This window comes from Thermoanaerobacter sp. X514 (genome assembly GCF_000019065.1).
GTDB classification, from domain to species: Bacteria; Bacillota; Thermoanaerobacteria; order Thermoanaerobacterales; family Thermoanaerobacteraceae; genus Thermoanaerobacter; species Thermoanaerobacter pseudethanolicus.
In genome coordinates, this window is record NC_010320.1 from 217087 (window position 1) to 231931 (window position 14845).

Below are 14845 nucleotides of genomic sequence, written 5' to 3' on the forward strand. Positions count from 1 at the left end.
AGAAGGGGATACCTTCTCTCTAAAACTGTCTTACAATTTTCTCAATTGCATCGAGAGTTTTTTCAATCTCTTTTTTACTTATGTAATAATGAGTTACAAATCTTACTGCAAAATCATTCCCGCCGTTTATTAAAATTCCATGCTCTTTTAGTCTTAAGGATAGTTCCTTACCTGTCATTCCTGTGCCTGAAATGTCTGTCATTACAATATTAGTCTGCACTGTTTCCAGGTCGAGGTTTATTCCCGGTATATTTTTTAATCCTTCTGCTAAAAATCTTGCATTGTCATGGTCTTCCTGTAGCCTTTTTGTCATTTTTTCAAGTGCTACAATGCCAGCAGCTGCAATAAAACCTGCTTGTCTCATTCCACCACCTAACATTTTGCGGTATTTTCTTGCTTTTTCAATGAAATCTTTTGTGCCGACGACTACCGACCCAATAGGGGCGCATAAGCCTTTGGAGAGGCAAAACATTACACTATCTGCATATTTGGCTATTTCTCTTACATCTACTTTAAGATAAGTAGCGGCATTGAATATTCTCGCACCATCTAAATGAACAGGTATATTATGTTTTTGAGCTATTTCGTATATTTCCTTCATAATTTCAATTGGAGTTACAGTGCCACCAGCTCTGTTATGAGTATTTTCAAGGCAGATAAGACTTGTGACGGGGTAATGTATGTCCTTTGGCCTTATGGCCTTTTCTACATCGGCAGGATTTAAGACACCTTTGTTGCTTTTCAAAGCTTTTGTCTGTACGCCTGCAAGGTATCCCACTCCTCCAACTTCATAAGTTATGATATGGCAGTTTTCTTCTACAATAATTTCTTCTCCTGGATGAGTGTGAGTCATTATTGAGACTTGGTTACCTTGTGTACCGCTTGTTACTAGCATTGCTGCTTCTTTTCCCAACATTTCTGCTGCCATTTCTTCAAGTTTTCTCACTGTAGGTTCTTCGCCGTAGACGTCATCACCTACCTCAGCTTTATACATAGCTTCTCGCATTTCTTGTGTTGGAAGAGTTACTGTATCGCTTCTCAAATCTATATATTTCATTTTTATCCCCCTATCAACTTAAGCTTACTTCCATTATATCACATCTCATAAAGATTTCATTTATCAGCAAACTAAAGCGACGACCTACTTTGTTAAAGAGGTCGTCGCTGTCGAAAAGAAGGGATATTTTATGAGTGACCTTATTTCAAAGGCTTGTGTACAAACCACCAGTCAAAAGCTTCAATTTCTTTTGATTTAATTTTTTCTTTTCTTTCATTTGCAGAAGCTTCATCAGTGGATGGTGGGACTATTACATGGTCTTTAATTAAGTAGTTATTTGGCCATTTTTCAGGGAGTGCCACGCCGTATTGGTCTGCTGTTTGCAATGCTTTTAATGCTCTTAATATTTCATCTACATTTCTTCCAACTTCTTGTGGATAATACATTATAAGTCTTATTGTTCCTTTGTCGTCTACTATAAATACTGCTCTTACAGTATTGGTACCTTTGCCTGGATGAATCATTCCTAATTGGTTAGAGACTTTTCCTAAGTCATCAGCTATTACTGGGAAAGGAATAGCTATGTTTGTGTTGTCCTTTATCCACTCTACCCATTTTATGTGGGAGAAAACTTGGTCAACTGATAGACCTATTAATTCAGTGTTTAATTCTTTAAAGTCATTAGCTTTCCTTGCAAATTCTACAAATTCTGTTGTGCAAACTGGTGTAAAGTCTGCTGGGTGGCTAAAAAGCACAAACCACTTTCCCGCGTAATCCTCAGGCAGTCTCTTTACTCCTTGAGTTGTTACTACCTCCATAGATGGGAATTTTTCTCCTAACAATTTCATTCTAATTTCCTCCATTTTTTAAACCTCCTTATTTTTCTCATTACATTTTTTGCATATGCCATAAACATTTATGTCAACATTTCTAATTACAAAGCCTTTTAATTCTTCTACATTTATAATTTCCTCTGATACGGGAAAATCATATACGTTGCCACATATTTCACATTTAAAGTGTCCGTGAAAGTAAGTGTTTATATCATATCGCAATTCTTTTTCTTTCAAAGATAAAGCATTTACAACTCCTTTTTCCATAAACAATTCCAATGTGTTGTAAATACTGGTTTTTGAAAGGGTTGGTATTTCGCTTATCAAGTATTGATAAATGTCATCAGCTGTTGGGTGTATTCTATTGTTTAAAAGGTATTCTAATACTTTTATCCTTATGGTAGAAGGCTTTATATCATGTCTCTTTAAATAATCTTTTAATTGCTCTATTGTATAAGTCATTTTCATTACTTCTTTCTCACGATTATTTTGCTGCGTAGTAGCATCTTTTGGGAGACATTATCAAGTCCTCTTTTTTTAGCTCTTTTATAGCTTTGTCTACTTCTTTTTTGTCTAAATTAGCTTTTTGAGCAATATCTCCTGGTCTTAAAGGTTCAGAGGATTCTTTTAAAGTTTTTAGTACCAACTCTTTTACTTCCATTTATCTCACCTCATTTGTATTAAATTTAATTTTGTATTGATTTCAATTTTATTATAATATTAATTTTTAGTTTTGTCAACAGTTTTTTGTTTTATTTTTTCCTTCATGAGAAGAAATTATTAAAAAATGAAGCAGTAATCTTCAAAAAAACATTGACAATTTTAAAGGAAAAGTATATTATAATAGTAGAATGCATTCGGTTGCATAAAAGTTCTTGACATTTCTCCCCGATTTGATTAATTTTCAAAATTAATCAAATTCTTTTTTTAATGTGGGATGCATTCGATTGCATTTACTAAAAAGAATAGGAGAGGTCTTACAAATGTCCGAAATAAGATATGACCTTATAACTGGTAAAAGGGTAATTATAGCTACAGAGCGAGGTAAAAGACCTCATGATTTCAATGTAAACTATGAGGGAAAGAAAAATAATAATACTTGCCCTTTTTGCCCCATGAATGAAGAGATGACTCCTCCTACTTTAGTTGAAATTAAGGATAAAAAAGGGAACTGGTTAGTGAGAGGATTTGAAAATAAATTTGCAGCCGTGAATAGGGATTTAAAGAGCTTTGAGGTACCATCCCTTTATAAAGCAGAATATGGTTATGGTGTAGCAGAAGTGATAGTAGAGTCACCAGAACACGATGTAACTTTTGGAAGTTTATCTTTAGGGCAAATGCAAAAAGTTTTTATGGCAATAATTGAGCGTTATAAAAAAATTGCTCAAGACGATAAAATAAAATACATTCAGGTGTTCAAAAATTTTGGAGCAAGAGGAGGAGCTTCCTTAGAACACGGGCACTGGCAGATTATAGCTATTTCTTTTATTCCAGATGTAGTAGAAAAAGAGGTAACAGGTACACAAGAATATATTAAGAAGAAGGGCAAATGTCCTTATTGTGAAATTGTCAAATATGAAAAAGAAGAAGGTAAAAGGATAATAGCTGAAAATGAGAGTTTCATTATTATAGCCCCTTATGCATCTCAATATCCTTATGAGTCATGGGTAATGCCCAAAGAGCATCAGGAGCGATTTGAAGAGTTAAGAGAAGGAAATATTGCAAGTCTGACTGAAATTTTGAAGCCTCTTATAGAAAAGTACGAGAAAGAATTTAACTTGCCTCCATATAATATTGTGATTCACACATTACCAATTTCTGATATAAGAAATTATCATTGGCATATTGAAATTATTCCAAGGCTTACTGTGGCAGCTGGTTTCGAGTTAGGGACAGGAGTTTATATAAATCCTGTGCCACCAGAATTGGCAGCATCAGTTTTAAGAATAGAATGAAATTCTATTGAAAGAAGTGGTCAAATGTATATTGATAAAACCTTCAACTTTGAAGATATACCTACAAAACTGAAAGATATAATTAAAAATATAGATAAAGACAATTTTAAAAAGTTTAGGTGGTTTCAGGAGAAGGCTTATAATATTTTAGATATATTTTTATTTGATTATGCAATATTGTCTAAAAAGGAAACTGAGATTATAATTGCAGCTATTATAGCTTTTGTGGTGAAAGCTCCAACGAGTAAGAAAGAGATTACTTTGCTTTATTATGTGCCTTTAATTATAACTCCTTATTTTAGGAATAATGATTTAATAGATATTATTGAGAATCCAAATTTAAAAGCTTTTATATACGATGGAATTGACGATATAAATTATGTTAAGTTTTTAAATAAAGTGTTAAGTGAAGAAACAGTTATAAAATTTGAGTCTGGTGCCCAATTAATTCCTTATAATCTTAAAAAAGACGATATATACAGTTCAAGAAGGCTGAGCAATAAGTCTAGTAATAGTTTAACATTTTTGCAAAAAGATGAAATAATAAAGACTTATAGAAAATTTGTAAAAGGAGTTAATCCTGACCTTGAAATGACTTTTGAACTTAAAAATGCAGGTTTTGGAAATGTTCAAGATATAAGAGGATATTTTTTATATAAAGACAGGAACAGAGAAAGGTACACTGTTGCTATAATAGTGGAACACATTAAAAACATGGGAGACATGTGGCAATATACCGAAGAGTATTTGTCTTCTGTAATTTCTACTTTATCCGATTATGATGAAATTAAGGAAAGTTACGTAGAAGGATACTTGAGCAATTACCTTGAAGAGGTAAGAGGGATAGCAAGGATAATTGCCGATATGCATATTAAATTGTCTTATATTGATAAAGAAGATTTTGCTAAAAGAAATGTGGAAATATCAGATGTTGAAGAAATAGTAAAAAGTATAAAAAATAATTTTACTAAACTTTTAAATTTTGTAAAATTGTCAACTTTCGATGAACAAATAACTTCAATGATAGAAGAGATTGTAAAGCAACAAGATTTTTTAATGAGCAAATTAGAAGAATTTAAAGATACTGCTGTTTTTGGCAAATATATAAGATGTCATGGAGACCTACACTTAGAGCAAATTTTAAAGACTGAAGAGGGATATGTGATAATAGATTTTGAAGGGGAACCGACAAAACCTATTGAGGTGAGGAGAAAAAAAATATCTCCATTAAAAGATGTGGCAGGCATGATACGCTCTTTTAGTTATGCTGCTTATGCTGCTTATTTTAATTATCTTAATGCAAAAGGTAAGTTTCGGGATGAAAAAATAGAAAAAGCGCTATTATGGTGGGAAAAAGCTGTCACAGAGACCTTTGTGGAAAACTATTTGGAATTGGTGACAAGGGAAGCACCAGACATTGTACCAGAAGGTAAAAACTTTGATAAGGCTTTAGCTATTTTTAAATTAGATAAAGCTCTTTTTGAAGGAATTTATGAGGTAAATAATAGACCTTCTTGGTTTAGAATACCTTTAAAAGGTATTTTAGAGTGTATTGAGGATTTGAAATTAGAAAAGCACAGATCGGAGGTAAATTATGGATAAGTTAAAAGTTACAATGTTTACAAATGAATACCCACCTAATATTTACGGTGGAGCTGGCGTTCATGTAGATTATCTTGTCAGGGAACTGTCTAAACTGATGAAAGTAGATGTGAGATGCTTTGGTGACCAAGATTATACGGCTGATAATGTAAAAGTCCGTGGATATAAAGAGTGGGATAAGTTAAAGGAAAATTCAGATCCAAGATATCAGAAAGTTTTGGGGCCTTTTTCCATAGATTTGGCAATGGTGAAAGATGAGATAGACTCAGATATTTTACACTGCCATACCTGGTATACTTTCATGGCGGGCTTTTTAGCTAAAAAATTGTATGATAAACCCCTTGTAGTTACAATTCACAGCCTTGAGCCTTTAAGGCCATGGAAAGAGGAACAGTTAGGAAATGGATATAAGCTAAGTTCTTGGATGGAAAAAACAGGAATTGAAGCCGCTGATAGGGTTATAGCAGTATCACAAGGATCGAAAGAAGATATATTGAAGTATTACAATATTCCAGAAGAAAAAGCTGAAGTTATATATAACGGCATAGATTTGAACCAATACCAGAAAACAGATAGAAATATTGCTCGCAAAAAATATGGAATTGAGGGTAAATACATTCTCTTTGTAGGAAGAATATCAAGGCAAAAGGGCATTACTTATTTAATAGATGCAGTAAAGTATCTACCTAAGGATATAAAGGTTGTACTATGTGCTAGTTCTCCAGATACACAAGAGGTTTTAGAAGAAGTAGAGCAAAAGGTTAAACTTTACGACAATATTATTTGGATAAATAAAATGGTAGAAAAAGAAGAAATTATAGAGTTGTACAGCAATGCTGAAGTTTTTGTTTGTCCTTCTATTTATGAGCCTTTTGGTATAATAAACTTAGAAGCAATGGCTTGTAAAACTCCTGTTGTGGCAAGTGCTACAGGAGGAATTAAAGAGGTTGTAGTTCATGAAGAGACAGGATTCCTTGTAGAACCAGGCAATTCTGAAGAATTGGCAAAATATATAAACATACTTTTAAATAACAAAGATTTAGCTGTAAAGTTTGGAGAAAATGGGAGAAAACGTGTTGAAGAGATGTTTAGTTGGGAAAGCATCGCCAAAAAGACTTATGAGATGTACAAGGATGTAATAGAGAAATATAAAAAATAAATGCGCTAAGGCAGGGGTGACAATTTCCCTGCTTTGTTTTTTTGTGTTATAATAAACTTAAAAAAATAATGGATGGTGTGGCCATGGAAGGAGAATCTTTTCTTTATAATTCGGTAATAATTTATGGCTACATAGCGCTTTTTATAGGGCTTATGATTGAAGGAACTGGAATGCCGGGACCAGTGCAAATATTATTTTTCGCTGCAGCGTACTTGGTTTCAAAGGGGGAAATGAACCTTTTTTATGTTATAGTCATCGCTGCATTAGGAAATGTGACAGGAAATGTGATAGCTTATTTGGTAGGCTATTATAAAGGTAGGCCTGTTGTTGAAAAGTACGGTAAATATCTAAAAATAACAGTAAAAGACCTTGAAGCTATGGATAAATGGTTTGCTAAATATGGAGGATTTACGGTTTTATTAGGTAGGCTAATAGGACTTCCGCGGACCCCGGCTATTTGGGCCTCGGGAATAACGCGTATGAATTTTACTGTGTATGTGGTGTTTTCTGCTATTGCTGATTTTATATGGTCTACTTTTTGGGCAGTAGTGTCTTATCTTGCTGCAAAACAATTGATTAACATAAACTTTTTCGGAAAGAGCCAACCGCCTTGGGTGTATTTTGCTTCCACAATAGGCTTTATGATATTTTTATATGTAGTTTGGAAGGTACTCCTTTGGATGAAAGAAAAGTATCTAACGTAACTATTAAGAAGATAGCAAATGTATCTGATCTTTTAGATATAGAGGATATATGCTATGAGTTTAGAGAATGTGTCGGAAGTTTATCCTTTATTAAAAGGTAAGAGAGTTTAGGGAGTCACAGGTTTAGCGTAAAAGAATTTAATAGGGTCACTGTATTTAGGTACCACTATTTTATCAGAAGTTTGTATGTCTACTTTAATACCATAAAATCTTAAAGTATCTACTATTCCGCCTTTTAAATTAAGAGCTGCTTGCAATGTGTCAGGGTCTCCTATTGCTTTTATTACGTAAGGAGGAGCATACCTGGTAGAGTTTATGATTATCGTTGGACCTACGCATCGTATTTCAGATGTTGCAATTATTCTTTGGTTGTTTATAGCTATTGCTTCAGCTCCACCCGCTTTCAATTCATTTACAATACTTAATAAATCTTCATCATGGACTAAGTACAAATTAGGGTCTTCCCCGTCTCGAGGCTGTAAGTCGCTGTCATTTACCGTTACTATAACTCCTGGGCCTACCATATCTGTAAGTCCTGCTAAAATTTTGTATTTTTCAACATCCTGCTGTAGATTTTTTAAAGCGGCATCATCTTTTGATGCAACATCTTCGTACTCTTTAAATCTTTTAGTGAGTTCTTCTAATTGCTGTTCTAAATTTGCCTTTTCTTCTTGAGCTTTTTTGAGCTGTTGAGTAAGTTCTTCTAATCTTGCAGAGTTTGTAACTGAAATAGAGGTAGGAGGTTTATCGCCGCCTTGTACAGTTTTAAATTGCATAGAAATCATGAGACCCATTGCAATAAATACAAGTATCAAAGATAAAGTTTGCAATGCCTTTCCTTTCAATTTCTCCACATCCTTTCTCTATATAAAAAGACATCTTCGTCTTGCTTTTGGTTTCAGCTTATATGCACTTTTATAAATAACTATGATACTCTATAAATACTATAACATGGAAAATGTTAAAATTTATTAAGAAATTATTAAGTTTTTATTACAAAAAAGTTACAAAACCTCTGACATTTTTCATATCAGAGGTTGTCATTTTTTATTTTATTTTCTATAGAATTTTTTAGTGACAATATTTCTTCTAATTCTTTATTGTATTTATCTATTTTCAACATGGTACTTCTATATAGGCGTATATCTTCTTCGTTTTTTTGTATACATTTTTTAAGGGAGTTTTTTACAGTTTCAAAAAGCGTATCATAAGTAATGTAATTATGCATTTCAAGGTCGGAGATTGGAACTGCGATTAATTCCTCCCCTTCTATTTTATAGTGATAAAAAATGTTGTCGGGTTTTAAAACTATTTTTTCATCTATGCTTTTATCGTAAATTATTATACCTTCTCCTATTTCAAAAGTTTTTCCGCTATAACTTCTAAGTTTTATATTTTCGACTCCTATGTATTTTTTTATTGCCAAAAGTATGTTTTTTATTTCTGAAATGGATTTTACAAGCACTTCTTGCATTTTTTTATTTGCCATCTCTTTATCTTTTTCACTTTTTATGAGTTCTTCCATCAAAGACTTTATTTCATGTATATCTCCCATAAAATATCACCTCTTTCTTAATATTCCACAGAGGAATCATTTTAAACGTTGAATATTTTAAATTATTAGAGAAAAAATAGACTTGACTATTTTTTGAAATTTGATAGACTATTATTAATAGAAAATTAATATTGAAAAGGAGAAGATATTATGAACAAAATATCTATAATAGGTTCTGGATTTGTCGGTGCTACTACTGCATACACACTGGCTTTGAGTGGGATTGCCAAAACTATTGTATTAATAGATATTAATAAAGACAAAGCAGAAGGCGATGCTCTTGATATAAGCCACGGCGTACCGTTTATTAGTCCAGTTGAATTGTACGCGGGAGATTATAGTGATGTTTCAGGTTCTGACATAATAATCATTACAGCGGGAGCAGCACAAAAACCGGGAGAAACCAGACTTGACTTAGTGAAGAGAAATACGATGATTTTTAAAGACATAGTGGCAAAACTTATTAAAGTAAATGACACAGCAATATACCTTATAGTTACAAATCCAGTAGATATTCTTACATACGTTACCTATAAAATATCTGGCTTGCCATACGGAAGAGTATTGGGGTCTGGCACAGTTCTCGACAGTGCGAGATTCAGATATCTTTTAAGCAAACATTGTAACATAGATCCGAGGAATATACACGGATATATAATTGGGGAGCATGGCGATTCTGAGCTTGCAGCTTGGAGCATTACGAACATAGCAGGCATACCAATTGATAATTACTGCAATTTATGTGGAAAAGCATGTGAAAAAGATTTTAGAGAGGAGATTTTTAATAATGTTGTAAGAGCTGCCTATACGATAATAGAAAAAAAGGGTGCGACATATTATGCGGTTGCTCTCGCAGTAAGAAGAATCGTAGAAGCTATTTTCAGAGATGAAAATTCCATTTTGACTGTGTCATCTCCGCTAACCGGCCAATATGGTGTTACAAATGTGGCTTTGAGCCTTCCCTCCGTTGTTGGACGAAATGGAATCGTAAATATACTTGAATTACCACTTTCACAGGAAGAAATTGCTGCTTTTAGAAGATCAGCCGAAGTTATCAAAAGTGTAATACAAGAGCTTGATATATAAGAGGGGAAACCCTCTTTTTTTGTATATAAAAAGTCACAGCGTGAAAATATAATAATTAAAATAATGATTTTTTAGGGTGTGATAGTCGTGCAGAAAATAACTCAGCAGGAGATTATTTTAAGTGCCTTTGTTGAAGCACAAAATTTAGAAAAGATACTGTTGGATAAAGTAAGAGAATATGGGAAAGAATCAGTAGATAATCAAATAAAAGCATTGTTAAAGCAAATTGAAATAATGATAAAAAATCATAAAGAAGACATAAAAAAGGCACAAAAGACTATGCATATTAATTCCCTTGTCAAAAAAAATATGTCTCAAGAACCTTTAGACATGCTTCAAGATTTATTAAAAAATTTAGTTAATATTCAAGCCTTCTATAATGAAACTGTTGTGAATGTTACTAATCCTTACGTTAGGCAGTTGTTTACTCAAATGAGGGATGATGTTATGAGATTTATTTCTATTCTTCAAATGGAGATTGAAAGTCTGGAATCGAAACCTTCTATTCCAAATAACACAGTTTTAAATACACCGGAGATGAGTTAATATGAAAGTGGCTATTATTGGTGCTGGTGTTTCAGGGCTGGCTGCGGCAATTACTTTTCAAAGGTATGGCATTACACCAGATATTTTTGAAAAAAAGTGCAAAATAGGTGAATTATTTAACCATGTTGCGGGGTTATTAAAAGTGATAAATAGGCCTATAAAGGATCCGCTTCATCATCTTAAAAATGTTTATGGAATAGAAGTTAAACCAATTAACACCATTGACAAAATAGTAATGAAGGGGCCAACTGTAACAGCTTCTGTTACTGGGAGTAATCTTGGGTATATGATTTTAAGAGGACAGGACGCAAACTCTCTTGAAAATCAATTGTATAATAAGTTAGAAATACCAGTTAATTTCAATATAGAAGCTGATTATAAGAAGTTAAAAAATGATTACGATTATGTCATTATTGCTACGGGAAGTTCGCAGATTCCAAAAGAATTAGGTTGTTGGCAAGAGTTGGTGACGACCTGGGTGAGGGTAGCAAATGTTTTGGGGAATTTTGACACGAAAACTCTTTTAATGTGGATAAACACTCTTTACACTAAAAGCGGTTATGTATATCTCATGCCTTATAATGAAAAAAGAGCTGTCTTAGCTATGGTAGTACCTTATATTTCAAAAGAAGAGTTGCAGTATTATTGGGATACATTTCTAAAGGTAGAAAAGATGAATGTGGATATTGTAAATATGGTGGATTTGGAGCATATTTCGGGTAATTGTTTCCCACATCAATATGAAAATCTGCTTTTTGTTGGGAATGCAGGAGGAGCGATAGAGCCTTTTTTAGGGTTTGGGACTTTTAACTCAACTGTAAGTGGAGCTATAGCAGCAAAAAGTATAGCTGAGGGAGTCGATTTTAAAAAAGAAATAAGATTTTTGTCTGAAGCAAATATAAAGATGTTGGAATTTAGAAAAGCTTTAGACCTTATGGACAATGATAAGTTGGATAAGTTTATAAAAATTCTTACTTTTCCTCCTGTGAAAAAACTTGTTTACAATACTAATTTCAATGCTATAAAATATGGCTCTATTTTTATGAAATATGCAATAAATAAAATGAATAATAAACCTTATGAACACAGAAAGAAGGTATGAAAATGAGAGTAGCAATAATTGGAGCAGGAGTAGCAGGCCTATGTTGTGCATATACTCTCGAGAAATTAGGTGTACCTTGTGATATTTACGAAAGAAAACATACAATTGGAAGCCTGTATTCTTATGGAGAATTGTTATTGCAGATTGTGCATAGACCTTATAAGGATCCTCTTAAGTTTATAGCTAAAGAGTTTGGAATTTTAATTGAGCCTTTAACTGAAGTAAAAAAGATAGTTATCAAATCTCCAAAGAGGGAAGCTTTCATTGAAGGTAAAAAACTTGGATATATTGTAAAAAGGGGTCAAGAACAGGAAAGCATAGAAAACCAATTGGCAAAAAAAATAAATGCAAAAATAAATTTTAATGTTAATGCGGATTATAGGGAATTAGCCCAATCTTATGATTACATGGTAGTTGCTACAGGCAGCAGCATGATAGCAAAACAACTTACAAAAGTTAAAAATATAGTTTCTTCAAGGATTAAAGGAGGAATTGCATTAGGGGATTTTGAGCCTAATACTGTGTATTTATGGCTTAACACTCTATATGCAAGGTCAGGTTTTGGCTATCTTGTGCCTTTTAGTAAAAATAAAGCATCAATAATTCTTGTGGCTACTTATACGCAAAAAGAAGAGATTGAAAATATGTGGCACACCTTTTTGTATCAAGAAAAATTAAATTATGAGATGATAGAAACTTTTGAGACGGAATTAGACATAAGTATAACAGATAGACATCAGATAGATAATATATATCTAATAGGAAATGCAGGAGGTTTTTTAGATCCTTTTTTAGGATTTGGACTTTTAAATGCTATAGAAAGTGCAGTTTATTCAGCTAAATCAATAATACATGGCGAAAATTATGAGAAAAAAGTTAAGAAAATAACAGATAAAGTTGATAAACTTGTAGATTTTAGGAAGATGATGGATGGTATAAAAAATGAAGACTATGATAGAATAGTAAAAGTGATTGGAAATCCCATAATTAAAAGGATCATGTATAAAACTAATTTGGATGTGATAAAGTATTTACATTATTTTACAAAATATCAAAGACCCAGCAATTAAACTGGGTCTTAAATATTCCACAATTGAAGTCCTGTTGTTTCATCGTAAACTCTTTCCAGTTTATTGTCACCGTAATCTGTTATTACGAATTCTGCAGCAAATATTATTGTCCCTTCCATTAAATGGCCGCCAAAAGCGTTTCCGTTCTTATCTGCTAATGTTATGTGGACATGGGCAAAGGGCTTGCCATCTTTTACTGAGATATTTCCTATGGCATTTAGTATTTCCATGTGCTCGTCTTTTGATATGTAGATGTAGCTTTTGCTTTGTGCATCATAGTAGCCAAATATGGCTTTTGACACAGCACCTATTATGCGTATTTCTCCTGAGAGTATGTTTTCTTCTGTAATCAGTTTATTGATTTCTTCAAGTAAGTCTTTCCCGTATGGAAATCTACCCATGAACTTTCTCTCAATTAGTACACTTTTATACCCCATAAAACCACATCCTTTTAACTTTTATTTTTTACATTATTAATTATATCATAAACTTGCTTGAGTGTGGAATTTGCAGAGGATATATACCTTTTTGGTTCATGTGCGAAAGGAGTGAGTTTAATATGAAAACTTCAGGTTTTCCTATATCTACGGTAAACCAAGAATCAATGGATTTACCTAATATCAAACGTTTCATTGTTGTTTTTGATTTCAAACGATAAAAATGAACGTAAGAGCATCCGAAATAAATAGGACATATTGTTGAAAAATAGATATAATAATTTATAATATAAGTATAAATAGCATAACATTATTAATAAAATATAACATACTAATGTAAAAAGGAGGAAGATTTTATGTCCAAAATAACTTTAACTGTGATTAAAGCAGATGTTGGTGGCTTTGTAGGGCATACAGATGTACATCCTGAACTTCTAGAGCTTGCTAACAAACATTTAAAAGAAAAAGGAAAAATGCTCATCGATTTTTATGTGACTAGAGTAGGAGATGACATTGAACTTGGTTTTCCAGCAGTAGGTGAAGCGTTGGAACCTTTTGCTAATCCCTATCTTGTTGAAAAACTTCAAGGGAGATGGGAGGAAGAATGAGGTGCAAATTGCGCCTCATTTTTACATTTTTTCAAGAAAGGATTTTTGAAAAGTTTATCGAATAAATATAAAAGATTGGACAATTTTTATGTGACAACTATTTAATAATTTTAAGTTGATATTTAATCGTCAATATTTTATTATGAGTGTAAAAGAGACGTAAGGAGGAAATAGCGATTTTTATGAAAACGTTAAATGAGAAGTTTTTTAAGTTAATGGACAAGGTCATTTTAATTTTGGTCATTTTGATAGCAGCATTGAGCATTTTTTTATATAAGCTTCAAAAGGTAGAAGAACCCATTTTTGCAAAAACGCCTCAGTATCACTTTTACATGGTAGCCCAAAATTCTGTAGATCCTTTTTGGAAAGAAGTAAAAATGGGTGCCATGGATGCTGCAAAACGTTACAATGTTGCAATTGAATTTAATGCGCCAAAATTTAATAACATCCAAGAGGAACTTCAATATTTGGATATTGCTATACTGTCTAAAGTTGATGGTATAATAACTCATGTTTCAAACAGTAAAGAATTTGTAGACTTGATTGAAGAAGCCTATAAAGAAGGTATACCAGTAATTACAATAGAAAATGACGCGAAAGATAGCAAAAGACAGGCTTTTATAGGTACTAACAGTTTTCAATTAGGAGAAGAAGCAGGAAAACTTATGATTCAAGCTACTAAAGGGAAAGCCAACATTGCTATAATTGTCAGTAATGATTATCAATTGGACACTGTAAATCAAAATTTGAAAATCAATGGTTTTTTAGATGCCATAAAGGATTATCCTCAAATGAAAGTAGTAAAAGTTTACACTTCAAAATTAGGTACTTTAAGCGCAGAAGAGATTACTCAGTCAATTATAAGCAGTAAACAAAACATAAATGCCATTTACACTACAGATTCTGTGGATACCATTGGTACTGCACAAGTAATAGTTGATTTTAACAAGGTGGGAGACATAGCGATTGTAGGGTATGGAGATACAGCGGATATTTTAAGGTATATCGACAAGGGAATAATATACGGTACAGTTATGAGTGACCCTTACAGAATAGGATATGAAAGTGTAAAATCTATGGTGGAAATTAAAGAAAAAAATAATGTTTCTACATTTGTTGATATAGGAGTAAATGTTATTACTAAGGACAATGTCAAAGAATATTTCAAAAGAATACAATCAATAGAATAAG

Annotated in this window: 16 protein-coding genes and 1 pseudogene; 10 read left to right on the top strand and 7 right to left on the bottom strand. The window is 32.6% G+C overall.

The features are described 5' to 3' along the window. Nucleotides 1–19: 19 nt before the first annotated feature. The 4 genes from ltaE to TETH514_RS01065 all read right to left on the bottom strand — a co-directional run bounded on the left by ltaE (nucleotide 20) and on the right by TETH514_RS01065 (nucleotide 2491). On the bottom strand, nucleotides 20–1057 hold the full coding sequence (gene ltaE / locus TETH514_RS01050) for a low-specificity L-threonine aldolase (protein ID WP_003867083.1): 1038 nt from the start codon (nucleotides 1055–1057) through the stop codon (nucleotides 20–22). Between the two features lie 140 nt (nucleotides 1058–1197). Then, the gene (locus tag TETH514_RS01055; protein ID WP_003867082.1) at nucleotides 1198–1860 is read right to left on the bottom strand and encodes a peroxiredoxin; all 663 of its coding nucleotides are present in this window, start codon (nucleotides 1858–1860) and stop codon (nucleotides 1198–1200) included. Between the two features lie 3 nt (nucleotides 1861–1863). After that, entirely contained in the window at nucleotides 1864–2298 is a 435-nt protein-coding gene (locus TETH514_RS01060) for a Fur family transcriptional regulator (RefSeq protein ID WP_003867081.1), read from the bottom strand. A gap of 16 nt (nucleotides 2299–2314) precedes the next feature. Beyond that, complete coding sequence (locus tag TETH514_RS01065; protein WP_003867080.1) at nucleotides 2315–2491, bottom strand: MarR family transcriptional regulator; 177 nt, start codon at nucleotides 2489–2491, stop codon at nucleotides 2315–2317. Between the two features lie 322 nt (nucleotides 2492–2813). Between TETH514_RS01065 and galT the strand changes: the two genes are divergently transcribed. From galT to TETH514_RS01085, 4 genes are all read left to right on the top strand, one after another. Continuing rightward, nucleotides 2814–3785, top strand: a complete 972-nt coding sequence (gene galT / locus TETH514_RS01070) for a galactose-1-phosphate uridylyltransferase (protein WP_003867079.1) — start codon at nucleotides 2814–2816, stop codon at nucleotides 3783–3785. A gap of 24 nt (nucleotides 3786–3809) precedes the next feature. Further along, nucleotides 3810–5387, top strand: a complete 1578-nt coding sequence (locus TETH514_RS01075) for a hypothetical protein (protein ID WP_003867078.1) — start codon at nucleotides 3810–3812, stop codon at nucleotides 5385–5387. Continuing rightward, nucleotides 5380–6546 (top strand): glycogen synthase, encoded by a 1167-nt coding sequence (gene glgA, locus TETH514_RS01080; protein WP_003867077.1) that lies wholly within the window; start codon nucleotides 5380–5382, stop codon nucleotides 6544–6546. The genes TETH514_RS01075 and glgA overlap by 8 nt, the downstream gene beginning before the upstream one ends. An 83-nt stretch (nucleotides 6547–6629) precedes the next feature. Next, nucleotides 6630–7250, top strand: coding sequence for a DedA family protein (locus TETH514_RS01085; RefSeq protein ID WP_003867076.1), 621 nt, complete (start codon nucleotides 6630–6632; stop codon nucleotides 7248–7250). Nucleotides 7251–7357: 107 nt separating this feature from the next. Here TETH514_RS01085 and TETH514_RS01090 read toward each other — a convergent pair whose 3' ends face one another. Together TETH514_RS01090 and TETH514_RS01095 are read right to left on the bottom strand one after the other, a co-directional pair. Then, nucleotides 7358–8104, bottom strand: coding sequence for a DUF881 domain-containing protein (locus tag TETH514_RS01090; protein WP_009051914.1), 747 nt, complete (start codon nucleotides 8102–8104; stop codon nucleotides 7358–7360). A 176-nt stretch (nucleotides 8105–8280) separates the two neighbouring features. Further along, nucleotides 8281–8805 (bottom strand): hypothetical protein, encoded by a 525-nt coding sequence (locus TETH514_RS01095; protein WP_003867073.1) that lies wholly within the window; start codon nucleotides 8803–8805, stop codon nucleotides 8281–8283. A gap of 150 nt (nucleotides 8806–8955) precedes the next feature. On the opposite strand from TETH514_RS01095, the gene TETH514_RS01100 reads away from it, so the two are divergent. The 4 genes from TETH514_RS01100 to TETH514_RS01115 all read left to right on the top strand — a co-directional run bounded on the left by TETH514_RS01100 (nucleotide 8956) and on the right by TETH514_RS01115 (nucleotide 12609). Then, nucleotides 8956–9891, top strand: a complete 936-nt coding sequence (locus TETH514_RS01100) for an L-lactate dehydrogenase (RefSeq protein WP_003867072.1) — start codon at nucleotides 8956–8958, stop codon at nucleotides 9889–9891. An 87-nt stretch (nucleotides 9892–9978) separates the two neighbouring features. Next, nucleotides 9979–10437 carry a DUF2383 domain-containing protein gene (locus tag TETH514_RS01105; protein ID WP_009051913.1) on the top strand — a complete coding sequence of 153 codons (459 nt, stop codon included), beginning with the start codon at nucleotides 9979–9981 and terminating at the stop codon, nucleotides 10435–10437. A gap of 1 nt (nucleotide 10438) precedes the next feature. Continuing rightward, nucleotides 10439–11539: an NAD(P)/FAD-dependent oxidoreductase gene (locus TETH514_RS01110; RefSeq protein WP_003867070.1), complete on the top strand. Its 1101-nt coding sequence runs from the start codon at nucleotides 10439–10441 to the stop codon at nucleotides 11537–11539. A gap of 2 nt (nucleotides 11540–11541) precedes the next feature. Then, a complete protein-coding gene (locus tag TETH514_RS01115; protein ID WP_003867069.1) occupies nucleotides 11542–12609 on the top strand; it encodes an NAD(P)/FAD-dependent oxidoreductase in 1068 nt (355 codons plus the stop codon). Nucleotides 12610–12617: 8 nt separating this feature from the next. On the opposite strand, the gene TETH514_RS01120 is transcribed toward TETH514_RS01115, so the two are convergent. Further along, nucleotides 12618–13046, bottom strand: a complete 429-nt coding sequence (locus tag TETH514_RS01120) for a PPC domain-containing DNA-binding protein (RefSeq protein WP_003867068.1) — start codon at nucleotides 13044–13046, stop codon at nucleotides 12618–12620. 356 nt (nucleotides 13047–13402) lie between these two features. On the opposite strand from TETH514_RS01120, the pseudogene TETH514_RS01125 reads away from it, so the two are divergent. Both TETH514_RS01125 and TETH514_RS01130 read left to right on the top strand, forming a co-directional pair. Further along, nucleotides 13403–13567, top strand: a pseudogene (locus tag TETH514_RS01125) (fructose 1,6-bisphosphatase); the annotation flags it as partial. A gap of 269 nt (nucleotides 13568–13836) precedes the next feature. Further along, nucleotides 13837–14844: a sugar-binding protein gene (locus TETH514_RS01130; RefSeq protein WP_004400255.1), complete on the top strand. Its 1008-nt coding sequence runs from the start codon at nucleotides 13837–13839 to the stop codon at nucleotides 14842–14844. Nucleotide 14845 lies beyond the last annotated feature (1 nt).

Bases quoted from the DNA above. Each gene is read 5' to 3' on its own strand.
- galT (WP_003867079.1), top strand. From the start codon at position 2,814: ATGTCCGAAATAAGATATGACCTTATAACTGGTAAAAGGGTAATTATA.
- TETH514_RS01075 (WP_003867078.1), top strand. From the start codon at position 3,810: ATGTATATTGATAAAACCTTCAACTTTGAAGATATACCTACAAAACTG.
- glgA (WP_003867077.1), top strand. From the start codon at position 5,380: ATGGATAAGTTAAAAGTTACAATGTTTACAAATGAATACCCACCTAAT.
- TETH514_RS01110 (WP_003867070.1), top strand. From the start codon at position 10,439: ATGAAAGTGGCTATTATTGGTGCTGGTGTTTCAGGGCTGGCTGCGGCA.
- TETH514_RS01120 (WP_003867068.1), bottom strand. From the start codon at position 13,046: ATGGGGTATAAAAGTGTACTAATTGAGAGAAAGTTCATGGGTAGATTT.
- TETH514_RS01115 (WP_003867069.1), top strand. From the start codon at position 11,542: ATGAGAGTAGCAATAATTGGAGCAGGAGTAGCAGGCCTATGTTGTGCA.
- TETH514_RS01060 (WP_003867081.1), bottom strand. From the start codon at position 2,298: ATGAAAATGACTTATACAATAGAGCAATTAAAAGATTATTTAAAGAGA.
- TETH514_RS01055 (WP_003867082.1), bottom strand. From the start codon at position 1,860: ATGGAGGAAATTAGAATGAAATTGTTAGGAGAAAAATTCCCATCTATG.
- TETH514_RS01100 (WP_003867072.1), top strand. From the start codon at position 8,956: ATGAACAAAATATCTATAATAGGTTCTGGATTTGTCGGTGCTACTACT.
- ltaE (WP_003867083.1), bottom strand. From the start codon at position 1,057: ATGAAATATATAGATTTGAGAAGCGATACAGTAACTCTTCCAACACAA.
- TETH514_RS01065 (WP_003867080.1), bottom strand. From the start codon at position 2,491: ATGGAAGTAAAAGAGTTGGTACTAAAAACTTTAAAAGAATCCTCTGAA.
- TETH514_RS01085 (WP_003867076.1), top strand. From the start codon at position 6,630: ATGGAAGGAGAATCTTTTCTTTATAATTCGGTAATAATTTATGGCTAC.
- TETH514_RS01095 (WP_003867073.1), bottom strand. From the start codon at position 8,805: ATGGGAGATATACATGAAATAAAGTCTTTGATGGAAGAACTCATAAAA.
- TETH514_RS01130 (WP_004400255.1), top strand. From the start codon at position 13,837: ATGAAAACGTTAAATGAGAAGTTTTTTAAGTTAATGGACAAGGTCATT.